The sequence below is a fragment of the Niallia sp. 03133 genome (assembly GCF_052663225.1).
This window is the reverse complement of record NZ_JBQTCY010000011.1, coordinates 114827-134961: the sequence shown is the minus strand read 5'-3', so window position 1 is coordinate 134961 and position 20135 is coordinate 114827. Positions and strand designations below refer to the sequence as shown.

The window sequence follows — 20135 nt, the reverse complement described above, 5'->3', positions numbered from 1 at the left end:
CAGGCATCAGGATAAATAGGGAATCAAAAGGTCCCCTATCCTAGCATAGAATGAACCTTCTGCATTATTCTAATTAGATCTATTCCGAGAACAAATTGCAGCCTCCAACGCCTTTAGTTCCTTTTCTCTTTCTACATATAATTGCTCTGCTTCTTCCAGTGTAATGCTGGAAAAGTATATTTCCTCGCCTGGCTTTGTTTGCGCAATTAAAGGTAAATCTACGGTTGCAACCTGACCAATTTTCGGATAGCCGCCTGTTGTTTGTCGATCTGCTAATAAAATGATTGGATTGCCATCAGACGGTATTTGAATGGTACCATGCGTAACTGCCTCTGAAACCATTTCTACCTGTTCTTTCAGCTCAATTGCCGGCCCTGCCATTCTGTATCCCATTCGATCTGATTGGCTTGAAACCTTAAAGGAATGCGAAAAGAAGTCAACTAGACTTGATTGTTTAAATAAATCAAATTGGCCTCCATTCATTACTCTAATAACAGGAGCTTTTTGAACAAACAAAAACTCCTTTCGATTAACAAACCAGCCTGTCATCGCAAAAGAAGCTCCTTTTTGCTTTAACTTTAGTTGATGAAATAATTTCGTTGATTTTTCAGACATATCTCCACAACCTAACTGGTCTCCAGTATTTAAAGACCTGCCATTATACCCGCCGATGCCTGCAAGCAGGTAGGTGCTTTTGCTATTCATCACATCTGAAATTTTATAGCCGCCTGCAACAGCTAAATATGCTCTACATCCTTCCATACACTGTCCGAAGTTAAGAATACTTCCTTTCGCAATATAAATTGGCCTCCAAGCTGAAACTGGCTTTCCATTTATAGAAGGAGATAAATCTCCCCCTGTAATGGCAATTAAACAATCCTCATGGAATGTTAAAGAAGGGCCTATCAAGGTAATTTCCATGACCGCTTCCTTCTCATCATTTCCTACAAGAAGATTAGCGATCCTTAATGAAAGTGCGTCCATCGCCCCACTCACAATAACGCCATGCTGTTGAAAGCCATATCTTCCTAAATCTTGAATACTCGTGAGCAAGCCTGGACGATTTACTGATATAGTCATTCATGCATCCCCCTATTACGTTCCTCTAAGTACTCTTCCTGGGAAATAGATCGAAATGTCACTCGATCACCTGCATGAAGAAGACTTGGGGGGGTTTCATTTGGCAAAAATAATGGAGTCGGCGATTGGCCAATCAGCTGCCAGCCTCCCGGAGTAGACAAAGGGTAGACGCCTGTCTGTTTACCCGCTATGCCTACAGAACCTGCTGGTATAGATGTACGTGGAGTGAATCTTCTTGGAGTGGCTATTTTTTCTGACATTCCCCCCATAAAGGGAAACCCTGGAGCAAAACCAATCATATAAACAAGGTATTCACCAGTAGAATGAATTTCAATCACTTCATCTGCTGTAATGCCGTTATGGTCCGCGACATGCTGTAAATCCGGTCCATAATCTCCCCCATAGCAAACAGGAATTTCAATGGTACGGTGTATTGCATCTTCTGTATCTTTTAGATGCTTTAATTCTTCTTCGATAATGAGACGCACCATTTGAAAAGGGGAGCTTACTTTCAATGTATCTTTATATAAGGTATAAATTATTATTGGATCATAATAGAGTGTAATATTTGTAAATGATGGAACATACTCAATAAAACCTTTTCTCACATTTTGTTCAAGATGTCTTTTTACCTTCATCACTTTCTGATGCACTTCAAGACTCATTTCTTTCCCTAAATGAATCACAACAGCGGAATCGCCAAGTGCTGTTAATTGTATAGTTGATTGTTTATATTTACTTACTTGTGACATGAAATCCCCTCTATCATAAAAAATAGCATTTTCATCTTTCCTTATTTTTTAAAAGTACACCTAGTTTTTCATCCATGAAAAAGCATGTATGTTTTTAAGGCAAGCTACAGCTATTTAAATGCTTTTATGCTTATGGAAGCAGCTTCAAGAGTGTTTTTGATCGACTGCGCAAATGAAAGAGCATTCTCCCCATCTCCGTGAATACAAACTGTATCAGCTTTTAAAGAAATATCTACCCCTTGCTGTGACATGACCTTCCCTTCTTTCACTATACGCACTACTTGTGCAATCGCATGTTCCTTCGAATAAATCAGTGCATCCGGCTGATTTCTAGCTGTTAAAGTTCCATCCTGCTGATACGTCCGGTCTGCAAATATTTCATGTGCAGTCTGCAGGCCAATTTTTTCTCCTGAACGAACAAGCTCACTTCCAGATAAACCGTACAACACCAGCCCAGGATCTACTTTATAAACAGCTTCCGCAATTGCCTCTGACAGCTCTTTGTTTTTTGCCGCCATATTATATAAAGCACCATGTGGCTTTACATGCTGCATTCTTGCTCCCTCTGATTTAGTAAAACCGTAGAGGGCCCCAATTTGATAAACAACCATTTCATAAGCTTCCTGCGCCGTAACATTCATATTTCGACGCCCAAAGCCAATTAAATCCGGCAATCCAGGATGGGCTCCAATAGCCACCCCATTTTGAAGTGCAAGCTTGACAGTTTTTCTCATAACACTAGGATCTCCCGCATGAAAGCCGCAGGCAATATTTGCTGAAGTGACAAAGGAGAGAATCTCTTCGTCCATTCCTATTTTATAAGCTCCAAAACTTTCTCCTAAGTCACAATTTATATCTATTTGAAACATATGTATCCTCCAGTTTGCCGAATCATATAAAGTAAACTTCTATCAGTGGGGTTTTTCCTCACCCCCCACTGATGGTTAGTTGCACTTATCGGACCTTTACGGGCCACGGTGTGGATCACACAAACGAAGACATAAGGAAGTGGCGACCTTCGTTTGTTTACCTCCCTTGGACCTTTACGGGCTGGTATCCCCCACCTAGCTTCCCCGATTTCTCCGTATCTTGAGGTAGGGGATTTACTGCCCGTTAAGAGCGGGATAAATTTTCAGAAAAAAATACTTAATTCTTTTATACCGAATTTTGTTAGACAAATCCAGTGTTTCCACTCCTCTTCATTGTTTATATAACAAAACATCGGCTCACCCTGTTGGTAACAGGAGGAGCCGATGCAACCTGGACATTAGATTTTCCACTTATTTATTATTCTGCTTATATATTCCCATATGATTCCGACAGAGCAGATATAAAAGAAAATAATTAAAATCCAGCCTGTAGGATCAACCGGAAGGATAGAAGCAATATAAAACAACGGAATGATGAAAAAAAGAATATCTTTTAAATAAGTTGTAATTATTTTAGGAGATAACTTCCAAGTAACTAATGATTTGAAAAGTCCAAAAAGAAAATCAAGCAGCATAAAACCTAAAACAGCCCAAATCGCATAATACATCCACATGCCTAAAATGTGAACCATCTCCTTTCTGCCTATTTGTAATTCATCCTATGCCACATGCTGCTTTTTGGACTGTAAAATATAGTAAAAAACCTTAAAATAAAAAATTTTTTTCAACACAGCTTTTCCTAGCTTTATAGATTGACCGGACTTCACCTTGCTAAATAATTCTCTTTACAACTTGAACAACTCACCACTTAACAACCTTTACGGTCTGTTTGAAGTGGGAGATTCCTAAGAACACCAGTGTGTATCCACTAGTTATGGATTAGGCGATCCCCGTAGTTCCTACGGTTAGAAGCCTTATCGCTTCCTTTTTAATATTTATACTTGCGTTATGGTCACGATCATGGGGAGTATGGCATGCTGGACATTTCCATTCACGCAGTCCGAGATTTTTCACCTCTTTGTGTTGATAGCCACAACTAGAACACCGTTGACTGGAAGGAAAGTGCTTGGCAACAGTCACCACTTGTTTCCCGTACCATTTTGCCTTATATTCAATCATTTTTTTGAATAGTGACCATGATCCTTCACTGATGGCTTTCGCAAGATGATGATTTTTTACCATATTCGATACCGACAAATTTTCCATCCCAATGATATCGTGGTTTTTGATTATTTCGGTGGAAATTTTGTCTAAGTAATCTTTTCTTCTGTTTGCTATTTTTTCATGGATACGGGCAACTTTCTTTTTGGCCTTATTCCAATTGGCACCGCCTATCGTTCGTCTACTCATAATTCGCTGTGCTTTTGCTAGCTTTACTTCCATGGAGCGAAAAAACTTCGGATTAACGTAGCGTGTTCTATCAGACAAAATCGCAAAATCTTTTATTCCTATATCCACACCAACAGTCGAGTTTGTTTTGGGGAAGGGGGTTATTTCTACCTCCGTAGTGATCGATACAAAATAGTTACTAGAGGGATTTCGTCTAATGGTGGCACTTAAAATCTGACCTTTGACTTCACGGCTTTTCGCAAAACGAACAAGACCAAGTTTCGGTAACTTCATTTTATTCTTTTCCACCACTACAATGTTTCCATTTGTGTGTTTGGTCGTGTAAGACTGAACAGGATTCTTCTTCGATTTAAATCTTGGTTGTTTCGTTTGCTTTTTGTAGAAACGACCATAAGCATCCGCTAAGTTTTCCACCGATTTTTGCAAAGCAATACTATCCACTTCCTTCAAAAAAGAGTACTGCTTCTTTAATGCAGGAAGTGATTTTACTGTTTCGTATTTGTTTAAGTAGTTGCCTTTCCAATTGTTTATCGGGAGCTGACCATGTTGAACCATTTCTTCGCAGTCATGCCAGTAAGCATCTTTTTCTTTTTGCTTCCCCAGAAAAAAGTTAAACACAAATCTAGAACAGCCAATGGTTTTATCTATCCGTTCCGTCTGCTTTTTATTGGGATATAAGCGAAATTTATAGGCTTTTTTACTAGCATGCATATCACCCTTCCAACAAGAACGTTTGTTTCTATTTTACCATACAAAGGAAAGTTTTGGCTAACGCCAACCGACATTCATCTCCCACCTACTCATTGGGCTTTACCCTCCAAATTCCTTGAGGTGGGAGTCTTCTGTCGGGAAATGATAAAAATGCTTGTATCTAATTCTATATCCGGATTCAAAGATATAGAGGTATATACAAGCATTGAATAATCTAAAGGATCTCTTCTCCATTCGGTTTTTGCAAAAGAGAACGGTACCTGGGATGCTCTGGTAAAATGGATGATATTAAAGTTTTCACAGCAGGATGAGCAGAATGTAAAAATTCCGTTTTATTATTGCATTGCTCGACTACTTCCCCATTTTCCATAACAGCCATAGAATCGGAAATAGAATAGGCTGCTTTGATGTCATGTGTTATAAAAAGGTATGAGAGACCGTATACCGATTTCAACTCCCTTAATAAACTTAAAATATTCGTTTGGTTTACCATATCCAAACTGCTTACAGCCTCGTCCAATACGATTAACTTCGGCTTTAAAGCTATGGCTCTCGCTATATTGATTCTTTGCAGCTGTCCTCCACTAAATTGATGAGGATACTTCCCCATATCCTCCCTATTCAGACCAACTCTTTCCAACAATTGTTCAATTGTTTGTTCTTGTTCATTCACGGACATTCTTTCGTAGTTTTGCAATGGTTCACCGATAATTTGTTCGACTGTCATTTTGGGATTGACTGCTGAATAACAATCTTGAAACACAACTTGAAGATCTCTGCGAAGTTGTTTACGAGTATTTCGATCTGTAGAATATAAATCATGTCCTTTAAAAAGCACCTGACCCTTTTGGGGCTTTTCTAATCCAAGAATCACTTTACCAAGCGTGCTTTTTCCCGCTCCACTCATCCCTAGAAGACCAAGGCACTCCCCTTCTCCAATAGAAAGTGAAACATTTGATAGCACCTTTTCTCTTTGATTCTTCTTTCCAAATAGATGGTGGGAACCATAAGCATAGGTTACATCCTTTACTTGCAATAAACTCAATACTCTCCCCGCTCCTTTATTAATAGTATCGCAATAATGGTGTTGCTAATGTCATATGGAGGTAGCATCGTTTTCCTCCTTGAATAAAGTAAACTTCCATCAGTGGGGGTTTTTCCTCATCCCCCACTGATGGTTAGTTGCACTTATCGGATCTTTACGGGCGAGTTTCAACACCTAGCTTCCTCGATTTCTCGGCATCCCCGAGGTGGGGGTCTTACAGCCCGTTAAGAGTGGGATAAATGAAAGGCAGCATTTGCTTTTAGCAATTTTTTTGTATATTCATGCTTTGGATGATCAAACAATTGGTAAACTTCCGCTTTTTCCACTATTCTTCCGTTCTTCATAACTGCAACATCATCAGCCAATTCTGCAATTACACCGAGATCATGCGATATTAATAGAATAGACGCACCGTATTTTGCACGAATGGAATTCAACAGCCGCAAAACTTGTAATTGATTATCTACATCCAGTGCAGTTGTTGGCTCATCTGCAATGATGATGGATGGTTGTAAGCATAAAGAAATAGCAATCATCACCCTCTGCAGCATCCCGCCGCTTAATTGAAATGGATATCTTCGCATCAGGTCTGAAGGATTTGGTAAATTTAGATCCTCCATAGAGTCGATGGCAAGCTCCCATGCCTGCTTTTTTGTCAAAGGAGTATGCGTGCGAATGGTTTCCATAAAATGACTGCCAATGGTGTGGACAGGAGTAAAAGCGTTCATTGGATTTTGCATAATAAATGCCATTTCTTTCCCACGAATTTTCCTCCTCTCATCAGCTCCCAGCTCATTTAATTCTCTTCCGTGTAATTTGATGCTTCCTTCTACACTCATTGTTTTATGGTCAAAAAGCTGCAGAAGAGACAAACAAGTAATGGTTTTACCACTACCGCTTTCTCCTACAATACCAAGTATACGCCCATGCTTAAGCTCAAAATCAACGCCTTGCACTAATGGAACTAACCCATCTACAGTCCTTGCGTTTACACGTAAACCACTTACTTGCAAAACATTAGGTTGTTTCTCTATCAATCGACTCATTCCTTTTATAAAAACTTCTTTGTACACCAAATCGTTCTGACAAAGCTTCTCCTAAAACATTGAACGTGATAACAACAATCATAATCATTGCACCTGGATATAGCATTAATTCCGGGTTGCTTCTTATATAGGATTTTCCTTCATGAATCATTGCTCCCCACTCTGGAGTAGGCGGCTGAATGCCTAATCCAAGAAATGATAGAGCAGAGATATCCATGATTGCCCATCCCATTTCAAGCGTTCCCATTACAACAATTGGAGGCAATGCATTTGGAATAAGATGGTTCCTTATTATTTTCCAATGTGAGGTTCCACTTATTTTCGCTGCTGCAACGAAGTTCCTTTCCTTTAAACTCATCACAATTCCACGAAACATCCGAGCATAATACACCCACTGTACCAGCATCATTGCTATAATCACTTGTGTTAGACCAGGGCCGAAAACTCCTACAAATCCAAGGATAAGCACAAGATTAGGAAATGCCATTACGCCTTCGCAAAATCTCATCAGTAGCATATCTATCCATCCGCCTCTATATCCAGCAATAGTTCCAACTAGTAAACCAATTCCTAACGAAGAGATAAATATTAACGATGCAAATCCTAATGAAATACGAGCACCGTAAAGAAGGCGGGACAAATTACATCTTCCTAAATTATCTGTCCCTAAAGGATATTCAAGGGAAGGTGGATGCAATTTAAGCGCCAAGTTCACTTGAACTGGATCATGAGGAGAAATCCATGGTGCCAATATAGTCAGTATAAAAAGAACGAATAAAGTAATCGAGCATACAATAATAGCCTTTTGACTCCTAAAGATACCCTTAAAACTCACAATCATTGGTCCGCTCCTCCTTTCCTTGAAATCCTGGGGTCCATATACATTTGCACTAAATCTACAATCAAATTGCATAAAATAAACATACAAACTGCAAGAAACACATAACATTGGATGACTGGTATATCCCGATTAAAAATTGCCTCAATAAAATAGCGCCCAAACCCTGGCCAGGAAAAAACGGATTCCACAATAATCGTTCCGGTAAGCAATTTACCAAAATTCATCCCAATTCCTATAATTAATGGTGAAATAGCAATTTTCAATACATGTTTCGTCATAATGACATTCTCTTTTATCCCTCTTGTTCTTGCATATAATACATAAGGCTGCAGCAAATTTTCTAACACACTAATTCGAAGCAGTCGCGTATAAATGGCTATCAGCGGCAACGCTAATGTAAATGCTGGAAGAATAAGATGCTGCCATGTTCCTATTCCTTCCACAGGAAGCAGATCGAGTTTGACAGAAAAAACAACAATCAACAGATATCCAAGCCAAAACTGCGGAATAGAAGCACCAAAAAAAGCAAGCATTCGACTGAACTGATCAATTGCACTATTTTTCTTCATTGCAGCCAAGAATCCTAGTGGCACACTGATGCATATAGCAAGAAAAATGCTGCTAACAGCTAGTTGAATGGTTGCAGGCATTCGGTACATCACCTCTTGCCAAACCGGCACATTTGTAAGATAAGATATGCCAAAATCTAGTTGGCATATCTTTATTAGAGATTGAATATATTGAACAAGCAGTGGTTGATGCAAACCAAACTCTTGTCTTTTTTGATCCAAAATCTCGTCAGTCGGCTGAATATGGGCGGCAGCCAAGTACGCTTCAGCAGGATCGACAGGTGATAGGTGAATCATTAAAAACGTGAGAAGGGTTGCAAAGAGAAAAATAGGGATAATAGTGAGAATTCTTTTCATAATAAAGCTGCCCATGATTATTCCTCCTGCTGTTTACTATTCCATGCTAATACTTGAGAATGGATGTTCATCACGATTGGCTGGGAATGTAAAACTGTTCACATCTTTTTGATACACAGCCGTTTTCTTAATATAGGAAATTGGTACAATAGCCCCCTGCTCTTGTAATGTCTTCAAAATGGAGCTATAAAGCTCTTGTCGCTTTTTCTCATCGGTGGACCTTAGTACATCATGTATTTGCTGATTTAGCTCTTGTTTCACCGGCAAGTTCGCAATTGCTTCTGAGAATCCAAATCCTTCCTTCGAAACAACATGTACAAAAGTATGTGGATCATATGGTGCACCATAATTACTGAAAAAGTTCAAATCAAAGTTATTTTCTTTGAATCTTTTTATTTGAACCGTTAATTCAACACCAGTAATATTCAGCTTGACGCCGATTGTTCCCCATTCTGCTTGAAGCGTTTCGGCCATTGCTTTTTGAATTGGATCCGACTTCTCATACATTAATTCCAGCTCAAGCTTTTTACCATCTTTCACACGAATCGTTTGTCCAGATCGCAGCTCCCAACCTGCATCTTCTAAATAAGCCTTCGCTTTTTTTATATCGTAATCAATAGGATTAGCATCAATATCAGTATATGGGAAATTTTCAGGTAAAATATTGTCCGCCTTTTCTTCTAATCTCGAAGTGACTCCGTCTACCATTGCTTGTTTGTTAAAACCATGTTGTAGTGCTAATCGGACTCTTACGTCAGAAAGTTGGTTTTTTGTAGTATTCATAACTAACTGTCTTGTTGCAACCGGTTCGGAAACGCTGGTTTCATACTTTTCTGAATTTTGCAATTGTTTAAAAGCATCAAGGCTAATGGCGCCTTCCCCATAAATTAAATCCAAATCTCCTTTTTCAAAGGCAAGTACTCTTGTCTCAGCATCTGGAATAATTTTAACTACTATTTTGTTTACTTTTGAACTTTCTCCCCAATAATTTGGATTACGAGTGAATATCACATATTCATCTTTTTTATAATCCTCCAACATCCAAGGTCCTGTTCCAATTGGTTTTTCCACTCCTTTTGATGTATCACCGTCTTTAGGAAATCCCGCTTCTCCTAAAAAACGCACTGGACGGACAACCGCAAGTTCCTGCAGCGTTGGATAATATGGCTCTTTTAACGTGATTTTGAATGTGTAATCGTCCAATACCTCCGTTTTGTCAATAACAGTGATTAATCTTAACCAGCTATGCAAGGCTGAATTTTTCATGATTGCATCAAAATTCTTTTTGACAATATCTGCATTAAAGAGACTTCCATCCGAAAACTTTACATTTTGGCGGAGACTAAAAGTGTACTCCTTCCCATCCTCGGATATATTCCATGATTTAGCTAAAGCAGGTTGAAGTTCTCCACCCTCTTTATAACGGATCAACGGTTCATACATCATTGATTGAGCAATCATTTGTGAAGGATTGTAAACATGTGGATTCAGCTCTCCGATATCCCGCGGCCAAGATAATGTGAGTACATTTTTTTCTTTCTTAGATGTCTGCTTGTTTTCCTGTGGTGTACAACCTAAAAGGGAAATGGATAAAAGCAGAATCATAGCTAAGATCAATACTATAAATTTCCATTTTTTCTTAAACATTGGTTAGTAATTCCTCCCTAAAGCAATTGATAACAATTATCATTATCGATAATAGATAGAAATAAACCTCCTGTCAATGGTTATTTATGTAACATTAACAGGAGGTTTATTAATCCAAAGGAAGCAATCCTATATCAACATAATCTAAAAGGGACAGGAAGAATAGAGAAGAAAAAAGATTAATAGATCCATAAAGTGAACCTTCCATCAGTGGGGGTTTTGTTCATCCCCCACTGATGGTTAGTTGAACTTATCGGATCTTTACGGGCAGTTATCCCCCACCTAGCTTCCTGATTCGATTTCTCGGCATCCCCGAGGTGGGGGTTTTACTGCCCGTTAAGTGTGGGATAAATCCAATATTGATTATCTAAGAATTTCTTCGCAGCAATCAATATCCTTCCCACTCTTCTCTTAGAATTCCCATTCGAATAGAATCATAATATATCCCATTATGCAATCTGCATTTTCTTAAACGACCCTCCAGCTGCATCCCTAACTTTTCAGCTACCCGCATCATTCTTCTGTTGCCAGACCATGTAGTCAAGCCTATTCTAACCAGAGATAAGTTAGTAAATAAATATGCCATCCATATATTTAAAGATTCTGTTCCATAACCGCCACTCCAATAGGCAGAATCATAAATGACAATCCCGATTTCCAGCCAATTAGACGGCTTATGCTCCCAATAGCAGCTAACGGTTCCGATAATTTTTTTATCCACCTCAACGATTAGTCTCGATTCGATATCATTTTGCTGAAACTGATAAATCATCTGATTTTTATAAGCTTCATATTCTATTCGTTTCAAGGGAAAATAAGGGGCATCCCATTCTTTCCATTCTGGTTTTTCTTCACCATAGATCAGTTGCCATAATAAAGGCAAATCATTCGTATGAATGCTTCGCAGAATGACATTCTTTCCTTTTAAAACGGTATTTCTAATCACTATATCCCCCCTTCTCCCACTTGTTCGCCTGTTAACCTCCATCCATAATTTATTGATTAGAATAATTTATCGAAATAATTCATCGCGATATTTCCAATAAATTCTTGGTATTTACCCTCGATTATTTCTGTAACAACTGCTTTATTTTCCCATTTGTTTCTTTCTCTTGGCTAGGTTGATATATTGTTAATTTCAGTTCAGGAGAATCATATACTTGGAGCGTAATATGATTCAAAATCAATTCACCTACTATTGGATGGATAATTGTTTTTTTCCCAAATGGATTGCCTAATACTTCATGTTTAGACCACCACTCACGAAACTCTGGACTTTTCTCTGTCAGCTCTTGAATGATTTCCTTAAACCATTCATCTCCAACAAAACGTGCATATGCTAGCCGAAATTGAGCAATCAGCCGCTGTGCATGATCCTCCCAATTAAGAAATAGTGCTTTATATTCTTTCGATGTAAAACAGCGGTAGACGGCATTGCGATCTCGATCATTCATTAAATGAAAATCTCCAAACACTCTTGATGCCGCCTCATTCCAGTTGACAATATTCAGTTTTTCATCTGTCACATAGGTGGGGCAGAATTCTAACTCATTCAATAAATTGTTTACAGCATTCGTTACATTTTCTACAAGCGGCTTTCCCATCTTAGGCAGCAAAGGCTGATTGGCCAATAAAAATAGATGCTCTTTTTCCTCTTCACTTAACCGGAAAACACGTGAAATAGCCTCTAATACATCAGGGGATACTTTGATATCCCGCCCCTGCTCCAACCATGTATACCAAGTGATCCCAATTCCTGCAATTTGCGATAATTCTTCTCGGCGCAATCCCTTTATTTTCCTGCGGGGCCCGATTGGCAGGCCGAATTCTTTAGGAGATAAACGAGCTCTCCTTGTTTTTAAAAAATCCCCTAATTCTTTTCTTCTTTCCTTATCACCTAACATTGAGATCTCTCCCCTTATTAGTGGTAGTTTTAATAATAGGATCATTACACTCCTATTCCTATTATAACTTCTTTACTATTCTTATAGTTAAAGGAGGTGAAAAATAATGGGAAATTTACCTGTACTTACAAAAAAATTAATTTTCATTCTTGCTGCAGCATGTGGTTTTACAGTAGCGAATGTTTATTTAAATCAAACCCTATTAGTCAGCATGGCAAATACCTTTGCTGTTTCTGCAGCGAGTATAGGAATCGTCGCAACACTAACTCAAGCTGGCTATGCCTTGGGGAACCTTTTTATAGTACCATTAGGCGACATATTAGAACGTAAAAAATTGATCTTGACTTTATTATCTATTGTATCCATTTTGCTAGCTTCGGCAGCTTTATCCATGAATGTCCTGTGGTTGATTGGAGTAAATCTTCTGCTGGGATTTGCCACAATTATTCCTCAAATTATTGTACCTCTTGCCGTACATCTAGCTTCAGAAAACAATAGAGGAAAGGTGTTGGGAAATGTCACCATTGGGTTAGTGTGCGGGATTTTTGGGGCGAGAATTATCAGCGGGTTTGCCGATTCACATTTTGGATGGAGATCGATGTATTGGATTTCTTTTGCTGGAACGATACTTCTATTTTTTTTACTTTTATTATTTCTTCCAACGAGTAAAGGGAACAAGACGGTATCATATAAAAAACTGCTTGCCTCTTTGGGACCTTTATTCTTAAAGGAAAAAGTACTGCAAAAAGCATGTCTTAGTCAAGGAATGATGTTTGGAGCGTTTAGTGTGTTTTGGACCACACTAGTATTTTTCTTAAGTAGTCCACCTTATTCATATGGTAGCAAAATGGCCGGAATCATTGGTTTAGTTGGAATTGCAGGAGCATTTGCCGCACCTATTATTGGAAGAATTATTGATCAAAAAGGATCTGGATTCGCTACAGCATTATGTATGTCCTTTTCGCTTCTCGCGTATATCATTTTGGCAACGCTTGGACACTGGCTGCCAGGATTAATTGTTGGCGCCTTGCTTATTACGGTTGGAACGCAGGCTAATCAAGTCGCTTGCCAAGCGAGTATTTTCCAGCTATCTCCTGAACAAAGAAACAGACTAAATGGCTTATACATGGTATCCACCTTCTTAGGCGGTGCCTTAGGCTCGTACTTAGGTGTCTTTGCTTGGAGCAGATGGCATTGGTTTGGCGTATGTTCGGTCGGAATGATCATGATAGGGATTGCTTTTACCTCCTTAATCAAATTATCTAAACAAAAAACAATTGTCGAGAAAGGAAGTTTTGTGAGATGAATACAGACAATTATCAAAAAGGGTTAGAAATACTAGCACAAATTGACCCTGACAATTACAAAAATATAGTGGAATCTTTTCAACATTCCGTATCCCCTGATTTAGGAACATTAGCTGTTGAATTTAATTACGGTCAAATCTTTTCCAGACCAGGTTTAGATTTAAAATCCCGTCTTTTGGCAACCGTTTCTGGCCTGACTGCTTTAGGAAATACTGAGCAATTGAAGTTTTATATTAATGGAGCGCTGAATGTTGGATGGACAGAAGAAGAAATTTTAGAAGCAATGCTGCAGATGATTATTTATGCAGGTTTTCCAGTCGCGTTAAATACGATATTAACTGTAGCTGCAGAAGTTTTTTCTGCTAGACAAAAAATTGAAGGTTCCTGTTTACGGTAGGGTTTAGGATTAATTAAACAGAGAGAGCTGCTTCTTTATGGCAGCTCTCTTTTTATTAGAATAAATCTATTTATTCAGCCTGCTCAGCCAAGTAATTTTTGTACCAAGTGATTTTATCATTTATCTTTTTTTGATAAGCCATTATCTGTTCAACTTGAGATTCTACTTTTTCTTTTTGTTTTTGGAGCATGTCTATTCGTGGGTCAATCGTTTTATCCCCTTGCCTTTCGAGTCTCACGAATTCTTTTAAATCAGAAATAGTCATGCCCGTTGCTCTGAGGCAGCATATAAATTGAAGGATTTCTATTTCTCTCGTTTCATACATGCGAACCCCGCTTTCATTACGTTTAACTTCTGGAAGAATGCCTTCTTTTTCATAGTAGCGCAAAGTATGAATGGATAACCCAATTTGCTCGGAAACCTGCCCAATCGTAAAACTCATACAATCCCTCCTCTATTTTTATTCTCTATAAATCGATTATTCTTTTTTTATCCTAATACTTCCTTCTGACAATACGTTTTTTTTCTTTTCATTTTTTTATTTTCTCAAAGAATGGATTTACATTTTATTTTAAAAAATAATGACTCACCTAAAAAGATGAGCCAAATCTTTGGTTTTATATTTCTTGTTTTGTCGGTCTTACGATTATTTCATTAATCGCTGTATTTTCCGGTTGTGAAATAGCATAGAGGATGGATTGAGCAATGGCTTCTGCAGGCAATGCAATTTGTGCTGCATAAGCCTCTAAGCTTTTCCTTACTTCTGCATTTGTAACTGTATCAAGCAGCTCTGTTTCTACTGTTCCCGGGCAAATAATGGTAGTGCGAATATTGTTCTCTGCTTCTTCTTGACGCAAGCCATCCGTAATAGCCCGGACAGCAAATTTTGTTCCAGAATAAACGGCCCAAGTTTTTCTTACTAAATGTCCTGTTACGGAGGAAACATCAATGATATGTCCTTGTTTCCGCTCTCTCATAAATGGAAGAACTGCAGCAATACCATAAAGCACCCCTTTTATATTGACATCAATCATTTGTTCCCATTCTGCTACCTTCTTTTCGTGTAAATAAGAAAGTGGCATGGTACCTGCATTGTTTATTAACACATCAATTTGACCAAACGTGTCGATAGTAAAACGGGCAAGCTCCTCCATTTCCTTATGAGAAGCAACATTTGTAACTTTATACACAGCAGTGTTGCTTTGTTTATCTAGAGTAGATGTAAGATTCTTTAAACGCTCCTCTCTTCTTGCTGCTAGAACAATCTTTGCACCATTATAAGCTAGCAATTTTGCTGCGGCTTCTCCAATACCACTTGACGCTCCTGTGATAACAACAACTTTTCCTTCCACGTTTAACAAATCCAACCATCCCTTTCTGTACTAAAGATATGTTTCTCAGTATAGTACCTAGAGTGTTCTCTAGGTCAAGGGATTAATATAAAGTGAACCTTCCATCAGTGGGGGTTTTACTGCCCGTTAAGTGTGGGATAAATTGCCCGAATTTCCTACCAAAAACGAACATCTATAATTCAAGTCTAGTTCGAAATTAATACAAAAAACCCAACTGAACATCAATTGAATGTTTCAGCTGGGTTTTTGTAAAACGGAATTTAACTATATTTTTATCAAAAAACTTATTTTTTTCTTCTGTTTTAACGCCTTACCCAGATGTTTTGTCATGAATGGCAATGCTGGTCATCGAGTGACAAAGTAAAGGTTTAGGAATAGCCTGTAAAATGGCAGCTTGAAATTTATTTATACTTTAAGAGCTTTGCTAGTAATCTCTTTTATTACTTTTTCTACTGGTCGAACATCAGCATATTTCTGCTGCATATCAAAAAGATTAATAGCATGGGAAGCAATGCCTCTGTCGAATGAACATTCCTCTGGGACTACAACCTTATAATTATAGGAAAAGGCGTCAATGACTGATGCACGTACGCAGCCGCTTGTTGTACACCCTGTAATGATCAGCGTATCTATTTGTTTTGCAGTAAGATAGGAAGCCAATGGCGTTCCGAAAAATGCACTTGGTTTCTTTTTGGAAATAACTACCTCTCCATATTGAGGCTTAAGCTCTTCTACTACTTTGGCTCCTTTTTCCCCTTCCAATAATGCTGGATGGTCAAAGATGTTTCCTTTGATGGAAACACGATCATTAGGGAATGTTTTGCTTCCTTCAATAATCGTATAAAAAATTGGCAGTTCCGCTTTTCTCGCTGCGTCTAATAATTCTTTAATATGTCCAATAGCCTGCCAGCTGCTTTCACCACAGCTTGTTGGATATTGTTGAATCGAATCTTCAATATTCTCTGGAAAATCTCCGGTAAATCCATACTGAACATCTACAATTAAAAGGGCAGTTTTTTCACCAATGCCCATCTCACTTCCAAGTCCAGCTTTTTGGTAGACTTTTTTATCCCGTTCATCTAAATAATCATCCCAAATTCGTTTCATAGCCACCTCTCCTTATCCGTATGTAATGACACGATCATGATCAACTGTTAATTGAACAAATACATTTGGAGGGATAAGCTCGACTTGTTTTCCTTCCAGGATTTCATTTGTTACGCCTCTTGCTCCACAGGAAATTCGGGATAAATAAATAGTCCCCTTTCCTTCAATAATCTGGTTAAAGGATTCTCTAAGTGTTGTAACACCTTCTCCAATTCCAATGACGCTGTCCAATACCTCATCCTTCATAAGAGAAACAGCACTTCCTGCTAGAAACATCGAAACACTATGTCCTTCTTCAACTGCTGTTTTTGCAATAAGAAATGCTCGATCTGCTTGGGTTGGCGCTTCTGGGCCATGTGTTAAATGAATAAGTATTTTTGCCATCTTCACTTCTCCTATTCTATATTGTTTTGATTATATATTTTATAGTTGCCGTGTTAGAAACCTCTCGAAAGAAGATATCCAGCATTAGGTACAACCGGCTTTAGATTTAATTTTTTTAGAATTTGATAAACGGTTGATGTTGCAGCTGAAAGAACTGGCAGTTCCATTGTGTCTTGCACTTTTTGAATGGCAGGCAAGGATTGCATTTGTACACATGCTGACAATACAACGGCATCTGCTCTGCTTGTATCCAAGTCCTTCACAATAGTAGTCAAGTTTAGTGGATCTAGTCTGCCAACAGCTAAATTATCGGAAACTTCTAGACTAATAGAGTCTGTTACTTCAATGCCTGTCGATTCGATATAATCAATCACTAAATTAGTTAATGGCTTCATATATGGTGTAATGATCGCTACTTTTTTTGCTTCCAGCGCATTTATTCCTTCAATCAACGCGCCAGCACTGCTGATGACTGGAACAGGCGAGCCATTTTCTTTTGCCACTTTAGACAATCTTTCTTCCGAAATACAATGATAGCCAGGTCCTTGGGACATAATCGCTACAAGACAGGCATATGCCAATGCATCACATCGTGCATCTGACAGCTCTAATGCACAGCGGTCACTGTCTGTATCCATCTTTGCCAGTTCTTCTTTAGTTACATGCATCATGCGCATGCGGCTGGAATGAAAAGTAAACGATTCATCTGGTTCTATTTGCATACGTGCTTGCAGCATTGCTGGAATTTCCTTTTCCATCGTAGTATTAGAGCTTGGTACAATAAGACCCATTCGATATTCTTTTTTCATTATTTATCCTTTCTATCCTTACTTAATTGGAATATTCAAATTTTCAACTAGGAGATGACACTCTGTTGTTCCGCTGATCCTTTTATCCCACTCTTAACGGGCAGTAAGACCCCCACCTCGGGGATGCTGAGAAATCGAAGAAGCTAGGTGTTGAAACTCGCCCGTAAAGGTCCGATAAGTTCAACTAACCATCAGTGGGGGATGAAGATAACCCCGACTGATGGAAAGGTTCACTTTATTAGCTCCTTATTTTTAGGAACAAATTTCCACGTAATAAATTCCATTTCTGCTTCTTCCATTACTTTGTATACGTCTGCATGCGATTCATATCGAGCATCTGGAATTTTACGGAAGCGAACCGTTGTTTCAACAGGCGTTTTAAAAGGAAAAGGATCCAACACAATCGTTCCATCCCCTTGCCCCTGAACGGTAATCATTTCTCCTTCACTGTTTATTGATTTGCGAACAGGGCCAATCGTAATTTCTTCCTTTGTATCAAGTTTATGCATGGATACATATTGAGAAAGTCTATCCATCAACTGAACTAATTCGTAATTCAGCCATAATTGATCCTCAAACTTACTTTTCGGCATGGATCTGTTCCACAATTGCATCTTAAGATCAACCCATTCCTTCTGCTTGTTGACGATAGTATCGTCTATAAAAGAAGCCAATTCCTCAGGGATGTTAAAAGTAAAGGAGGGGTCATACCCAAAACGGCTTGTATAAAGCCCCATCCAATGCATCCCAACTAAAAGTCCTGCATATGGATCTTCTTCTTTCACTTTTTCATAACCTTTTCCATAGAAGTCGACATGCTGCAATAAATTAACTTTTAAAAAGGGAACTGGCTGGCAAGTATCTGGATTAAACAATACTTTTGCATCAGAATCGATCCAGCCGATATCATGCTTTTCTACCGCCAGACAAAAAGAGTCAAAGTGCTCAGGACTATCAAACTGTTCATTTCCCCAATGCCTTGCCACTTCTCCTGCCTGTATGGAATGGTCATATTGATTGACAATATACAAAAATCCATCATTATGCTTTGTAATAAACATCTTATTCTCTCCTTTCTTTTATTAATTAACAATACTAGAGCATTTTAAGGTGCATCTTGTTCGCTTTTCCAAATTACAAGTTTCCATTAAACAACACTATGCTCTGTCGTGCTTTTTTCTGTTGCTTCGTCGCTGAATACAAAAGAATCATCAATATCAATGGGCTGATCTCTTGTAAATAATTTCTGATAAAAGGAGGTAACGTCTGGCATTTTTGTGGCAATGTTGAATATTAACGGTGCCAAGTCTTTTTTAAGAGGCTCCCTCGTTAAGAATTTTTCTAACGTTAATTGAATGCTTTGAATCATTTTCACTTCTTCTTTGCGTCTTTTTTGAACTTGCTTCAATGTTTCCAAGGATAAATCTCCTTTTTTATATCCTTTATAAATCACATCTGCAGCCACTACTGCCGTACCCATAGCCAGCGTGCTGCCTACCGCTCCCCAAGGGGTGACACAATGAGCAGCATCGCCAATCAATAAACAGCCATCTTTTGCCCAATCATGGACATATCTCATTTTGCATAAAAGCAGTACAAAGGATTTAAAATCTGTCAATGGTGCGACATATGGTTCCAAAAATGGCAAATCAGCAATTATTTTCTCTTTAAATGGTTCTATACCGCCCTTCTTGATTTTTTGAAATTCCCCTTTCGTAAGAGAAATCCCGCATTGAATGTAATTATCCAGCTTAGGCAAAAATAGATAATTGTAATTTTTCTGAAAATAAAAATGGTAGATATTATAATCCCAGGATTCAGGCTTTTTAAAAGAAAACCATAAAAGATCGTTATCATGATAATCTAGATCCAGTTCAAAACCAGCCAGTTTTTCTATGGTTGAATTTCTCCCGTCAACCCCAACCGTTACACTCGATTTTATTGTCAACTCTCCCTCAAATACGGAATCTTTTAAGAAGTTAATCTGTTCACCTGATTTTGCTAGAGCATATACGCCTGTAATTTTATCTTCTTCTCTTAGCAGATTCTTCACTTTTGTATTAAATAACAAGGTAAAGTTTGGATACTTCTTGGCTTTTTCCAGCAATGCCATTAATAAGGTAGGCTGCGTTAATCTAGCACAATAGCTTTCTTCCTCAATTAATGTATTAAATGCAAGATTCATTATTTCCACATTATTATGAAAGACAGTTACTTCAGGAATTTTCACATGGGAATTGGATTCAATATAATCCAGCAGATTCAGCTGTTTCATTAATTGAACAAAACGCGGCTGGGTAATCTCTCCTCGATATTCTCTATGAAAATCTGCATTTTGTTCTAATACAACTACTTCTAATCCTTGTTTTGCCAAAAGCAGTCCGAGTAGCATTCCTGCAGGGCCGGCGCCAACAATACATATATCTGATTTAACTTCTTGAACCATTTTATCCATAAATGAAATCACCTATTTCCTTACAAATTTTCACTTCCCTTAGAAAACATCTAAGTACTGCTGACCATGTACGTCTACTATCTTCGATCCAAT

21 protein-coding genes are annotated in these 20135 nt (G+C 38.3%); 2 read left to right on the top strand and 19 right to left on the bottom strand.

Going from position 1 to position 20135, the window contains the following annotated elements; all coding sequences use genetic code 11:
- Positions 1-69: 69 nt before the first annotated feature.
- The 12 genes from ACTYBU_RS16400 to ACTYBU_RS16345 all read right to left on the bottom strand — a co-directional run bounded on the left by ACTYBU_RS16400 (position 70) and on the right by ACTYBU_RS16345 (position 12231).
- Positions 70-1080: a 5-oxoprolinase subunit C family protein gene (locus tag ACTYBU_RS16400; RefSeq protein ID WP_445491372.1), complete on the bottom strand. Its 1011-nt coding sequence runs from the start codon at positions 1078-1080 to the stop codon at positions 70-72.
- Entirely contained in the window at positions 1077-1832 is a 756-nt protein-coding gene (pxpB, locus tag ACTYBU_RS16395; RefSeq protein WP_445491370.1) for a 5-oxoprolinase subunit PxpB, read from the bottom strand. The genes ACTYBU_RS16400 and pxpB overlap by 4 nt, the downstream gene beginning before the upstream one ends.
- Before the next feature lie 110 nt (positions 1833-1942).
- Positions 1943-2701, bottom strand: coding sequence for a LamB/YcsF family protein (locus ACTYBU_RS16390; protein WP_445491368.1), 759 nt, complete (start codon positions 2699-2701; stop codon positions 1943-1945).
- A 398-nt stretch (positions 2702-3099) separates the two neighbouring features.
- Complete coding sequence (locus tag ACTYBU_RS16385; protein WP_445491367.1) at positions 3100-3393, bottom strand: hypothetical protein; 294 nt, start codon at positions 3391-3393, stop codon at positions 3100-3102.
- A 247-nt stretch (positions 3394-3640) separates the two neighbouring features.
- A complete protein-coding gene (gene tnpB, locus ACTYBU_RS16380; RefSeq protein WP_445491366.1) occupies positions 3641-4822 on the bottom strand; it encodes an IS200/IS605 family element RNA-guided endonuclease TnpB in 1182 nt (393 codons plus the stop codon).
- A 214-nt stretch (positions 4823-5036) separates the two neighbouring features.
- The gene (nikE, locus tag ACTYBU_RS16375; RefSeq protein WP_445491365.1) at positions 5037-5867 is read right to left on the bottom strand and encodes a nickel import ATP-binding protein NikE; all 831 of its coding nucleotides are present in this window, start codon (positions 5865-5867) and stop codon (positions 5037-5039) included.
- Positions 5868-6091: 224 nt separating this feature from the next.
- Complete coding sequence (nikD, locus tag ACTYBU_RS16370) at positions 6092-6913, bottom strand: nickel import ATP-binding protein NikD (RefSeq protein ID WP_445491363.1); 822 nt, start codon at positions 6911-6913, stop codon at positions 6092-6094.
- Positions 6885-7754: a nickel ABC transporter permease subunit NikC gene (gene nikC / locus ACTYBU_RS16365; protein ID WP_445491361.1), complete on the bottom strand. Its 870-nt coding sequence runs from the start codon at positions 7752-7754 to the stop codon at positions 6885-6887. Before nikC ends, nikD begins: the two co-directional genes overlap by 29 nt.
- Positions 7751-8695, bottom strand: coding sequence for a nickel ABC transporter permease subunit NikB (nikB, locus tag ACTYBU_RS16360; RefSeq protein WP_445491359.1), 945 nt, complete (start codon positions 8693-8695; stop codon positions 7751-7753). Before nikB ends, nikC begins: the two co-directional genes overlap by 4 nt.
- Before the next feature lie 21 nt (positions 8696-8716).
- A complete protein-coding gene (gene nikA / locus ACTYBU_RS16355; RefSeq protein ID WP_445491357.1) occupies positions 8717-10327 on the bottom strand; it encodes a nickel ABC transporter substrate-binding protein in 1611 nt (536 codons plus the stop codon).
- A gap of 388 nt (positions 10328-10715) precedes the next feature.
- Entirely contained in the window at positions 10716-11270 is a 555-nt protein-coding gene (locus tag ACTYBU_RS16350; protein WP_445491439.1) for a GNAT family N-acetyltransferase, read from the bottom strand.
- Between the two features lie 124 nt (positions 11271-11394).
- Positions 11395-12231 carry a helix-turn-helix transcriptional regulator gene (locus ACTYBU_RS16345; protein ID WP_445491355.1) on the bottom strand — a complete coding sequence of 279 codons (837 nt, stop codon included), beginning with the start codon at positions 12229-12231 and terminating at the stop codon, positions 11395-11397.
- 106 nt (positions 12232-12337) lie between these two features.
- Here ACTYBU_RS16345 and ACTYBU_RS16340 point away from each other — a divergent pair, with 106 nt between their 5' ends.
- The gene (locus ACTYBU_RS16340; protein ID WP_445491354.1) at positions 12338-13537 is read left to right on the top strand and encodes an MFS transporter; all 1200 of its coding nucleotides are present in this window, start codon (positions 12338-12340) and stop codon (positions 13535-13537) included.
- A complete protein-coding gene (locus ACTYBU_RS16335; RefSeq protein WP_445491353.1) occupies positions 13534-13935 on the top strand; it encodes a carboxymuconolactone decarboxylase family protein in 402 nt (133 codons plus the stop codon). The genes ACTYBU_RS16340 and ACTYBU_RS16335 overlap by 4 nt, the downstream gene beginning before the upstream one ends.
- A 70-nt stretch (positions 13936-14005) precedes the next feature.
- Here ACTYBU_RS16335 and ACTYBU_RS16330 read toward each other — a convergent pair whose 3' ends face one another.
- The 7 genes from ACTYBU_RS16330 to ACTYBU_RS16300 all read right to left on the bottom strand — a co-directional run bounded on the left by ACTYBU_RS16330 (position 14006) and on the right by ACTYBU_RS16300 (position 20042).
- Positions 14006-14377 (bottom strand): MerR family transcriptional regulator, encoded by a 372-nt coding sequence (locus ACTYBU_RS16330; protein ID WP_445491352.1) that lies wholly within the window; start codon positions 14375-14377, stop codon positions 14006-14008.
- A 175-nt stretch (positions 14378-14552) separates the two neighbouring features.
- On the bottom strand, positions 14553-15296 hold the full coding sequence (locus tag ACTYBU_RS16325; RefSeq protein ID WP_445491351.1) for an SDR family oxidoreductase: 744 nt from the start codon (positions 15294-15296) through the stop codon (positions 14553-14555).
- Between the two features lie 396 nt (positions 15297-15692).
- Entirely contained in the window at positions 15693-16394 is a 702-nt protein-coding gene (locus tag ACTYBU_RS16320) for an isochorismatase family protein (protein WP_445491350.1), read from the bottom strand.
- Positions 16395-16406: 12 nt separating this feature from the next.
- Positions 16407-16778 carry a DsrE family protein gene (locus ACTYBU_RS16315; RefSeq protein WP_445491348.1) on the bottom strand — a complete coding sequence of 124 codons (372 nt, stop codon included), beginning with the start codon at positions 16776-16778 and terminating at the stop codon, positions 16407-16409.
- 53 nt (positions 16779-16831) lie between these two features.
- The gene (locus ACTYBU_RS16310; protein WP_445491347.1) at positions 16832-17587 is read right to left on the bottom strand and encodes a maleate cis-trans isomerase family protein; all 756 of its coding nucleotides are present in this window, start codon (positions 17585-17587) and stop codon (positions 16832-16834) included.
- A gap of 230 nt (positions 17588-17817) precedes the next feature.
- A complete protein-coding gene (locus ACTYBU_RS16305) occupies positions 17818-18648 on the bottom strand; it encodes a DUF3891 family protein (RefSeq protein ID WP_445491345.1) in 831 nt (276 codons plus the stop codon).
- 86 nt (positions 18649-18734) lie between these two features.
- On the bottom strand, positions 18735-20042 hold the full coding sequence (locus tag ACTYBU_RS16300) for an FAD-dependent monooxygenase (RefSeq protein ID WP_445491344.1): 1308 nt from the start codon (positions 20040-20042) through the stop codon (positions 18735-18737).
- Between the last annotated feature and the right edge of the window lie 93 nt (positions 20043-20135).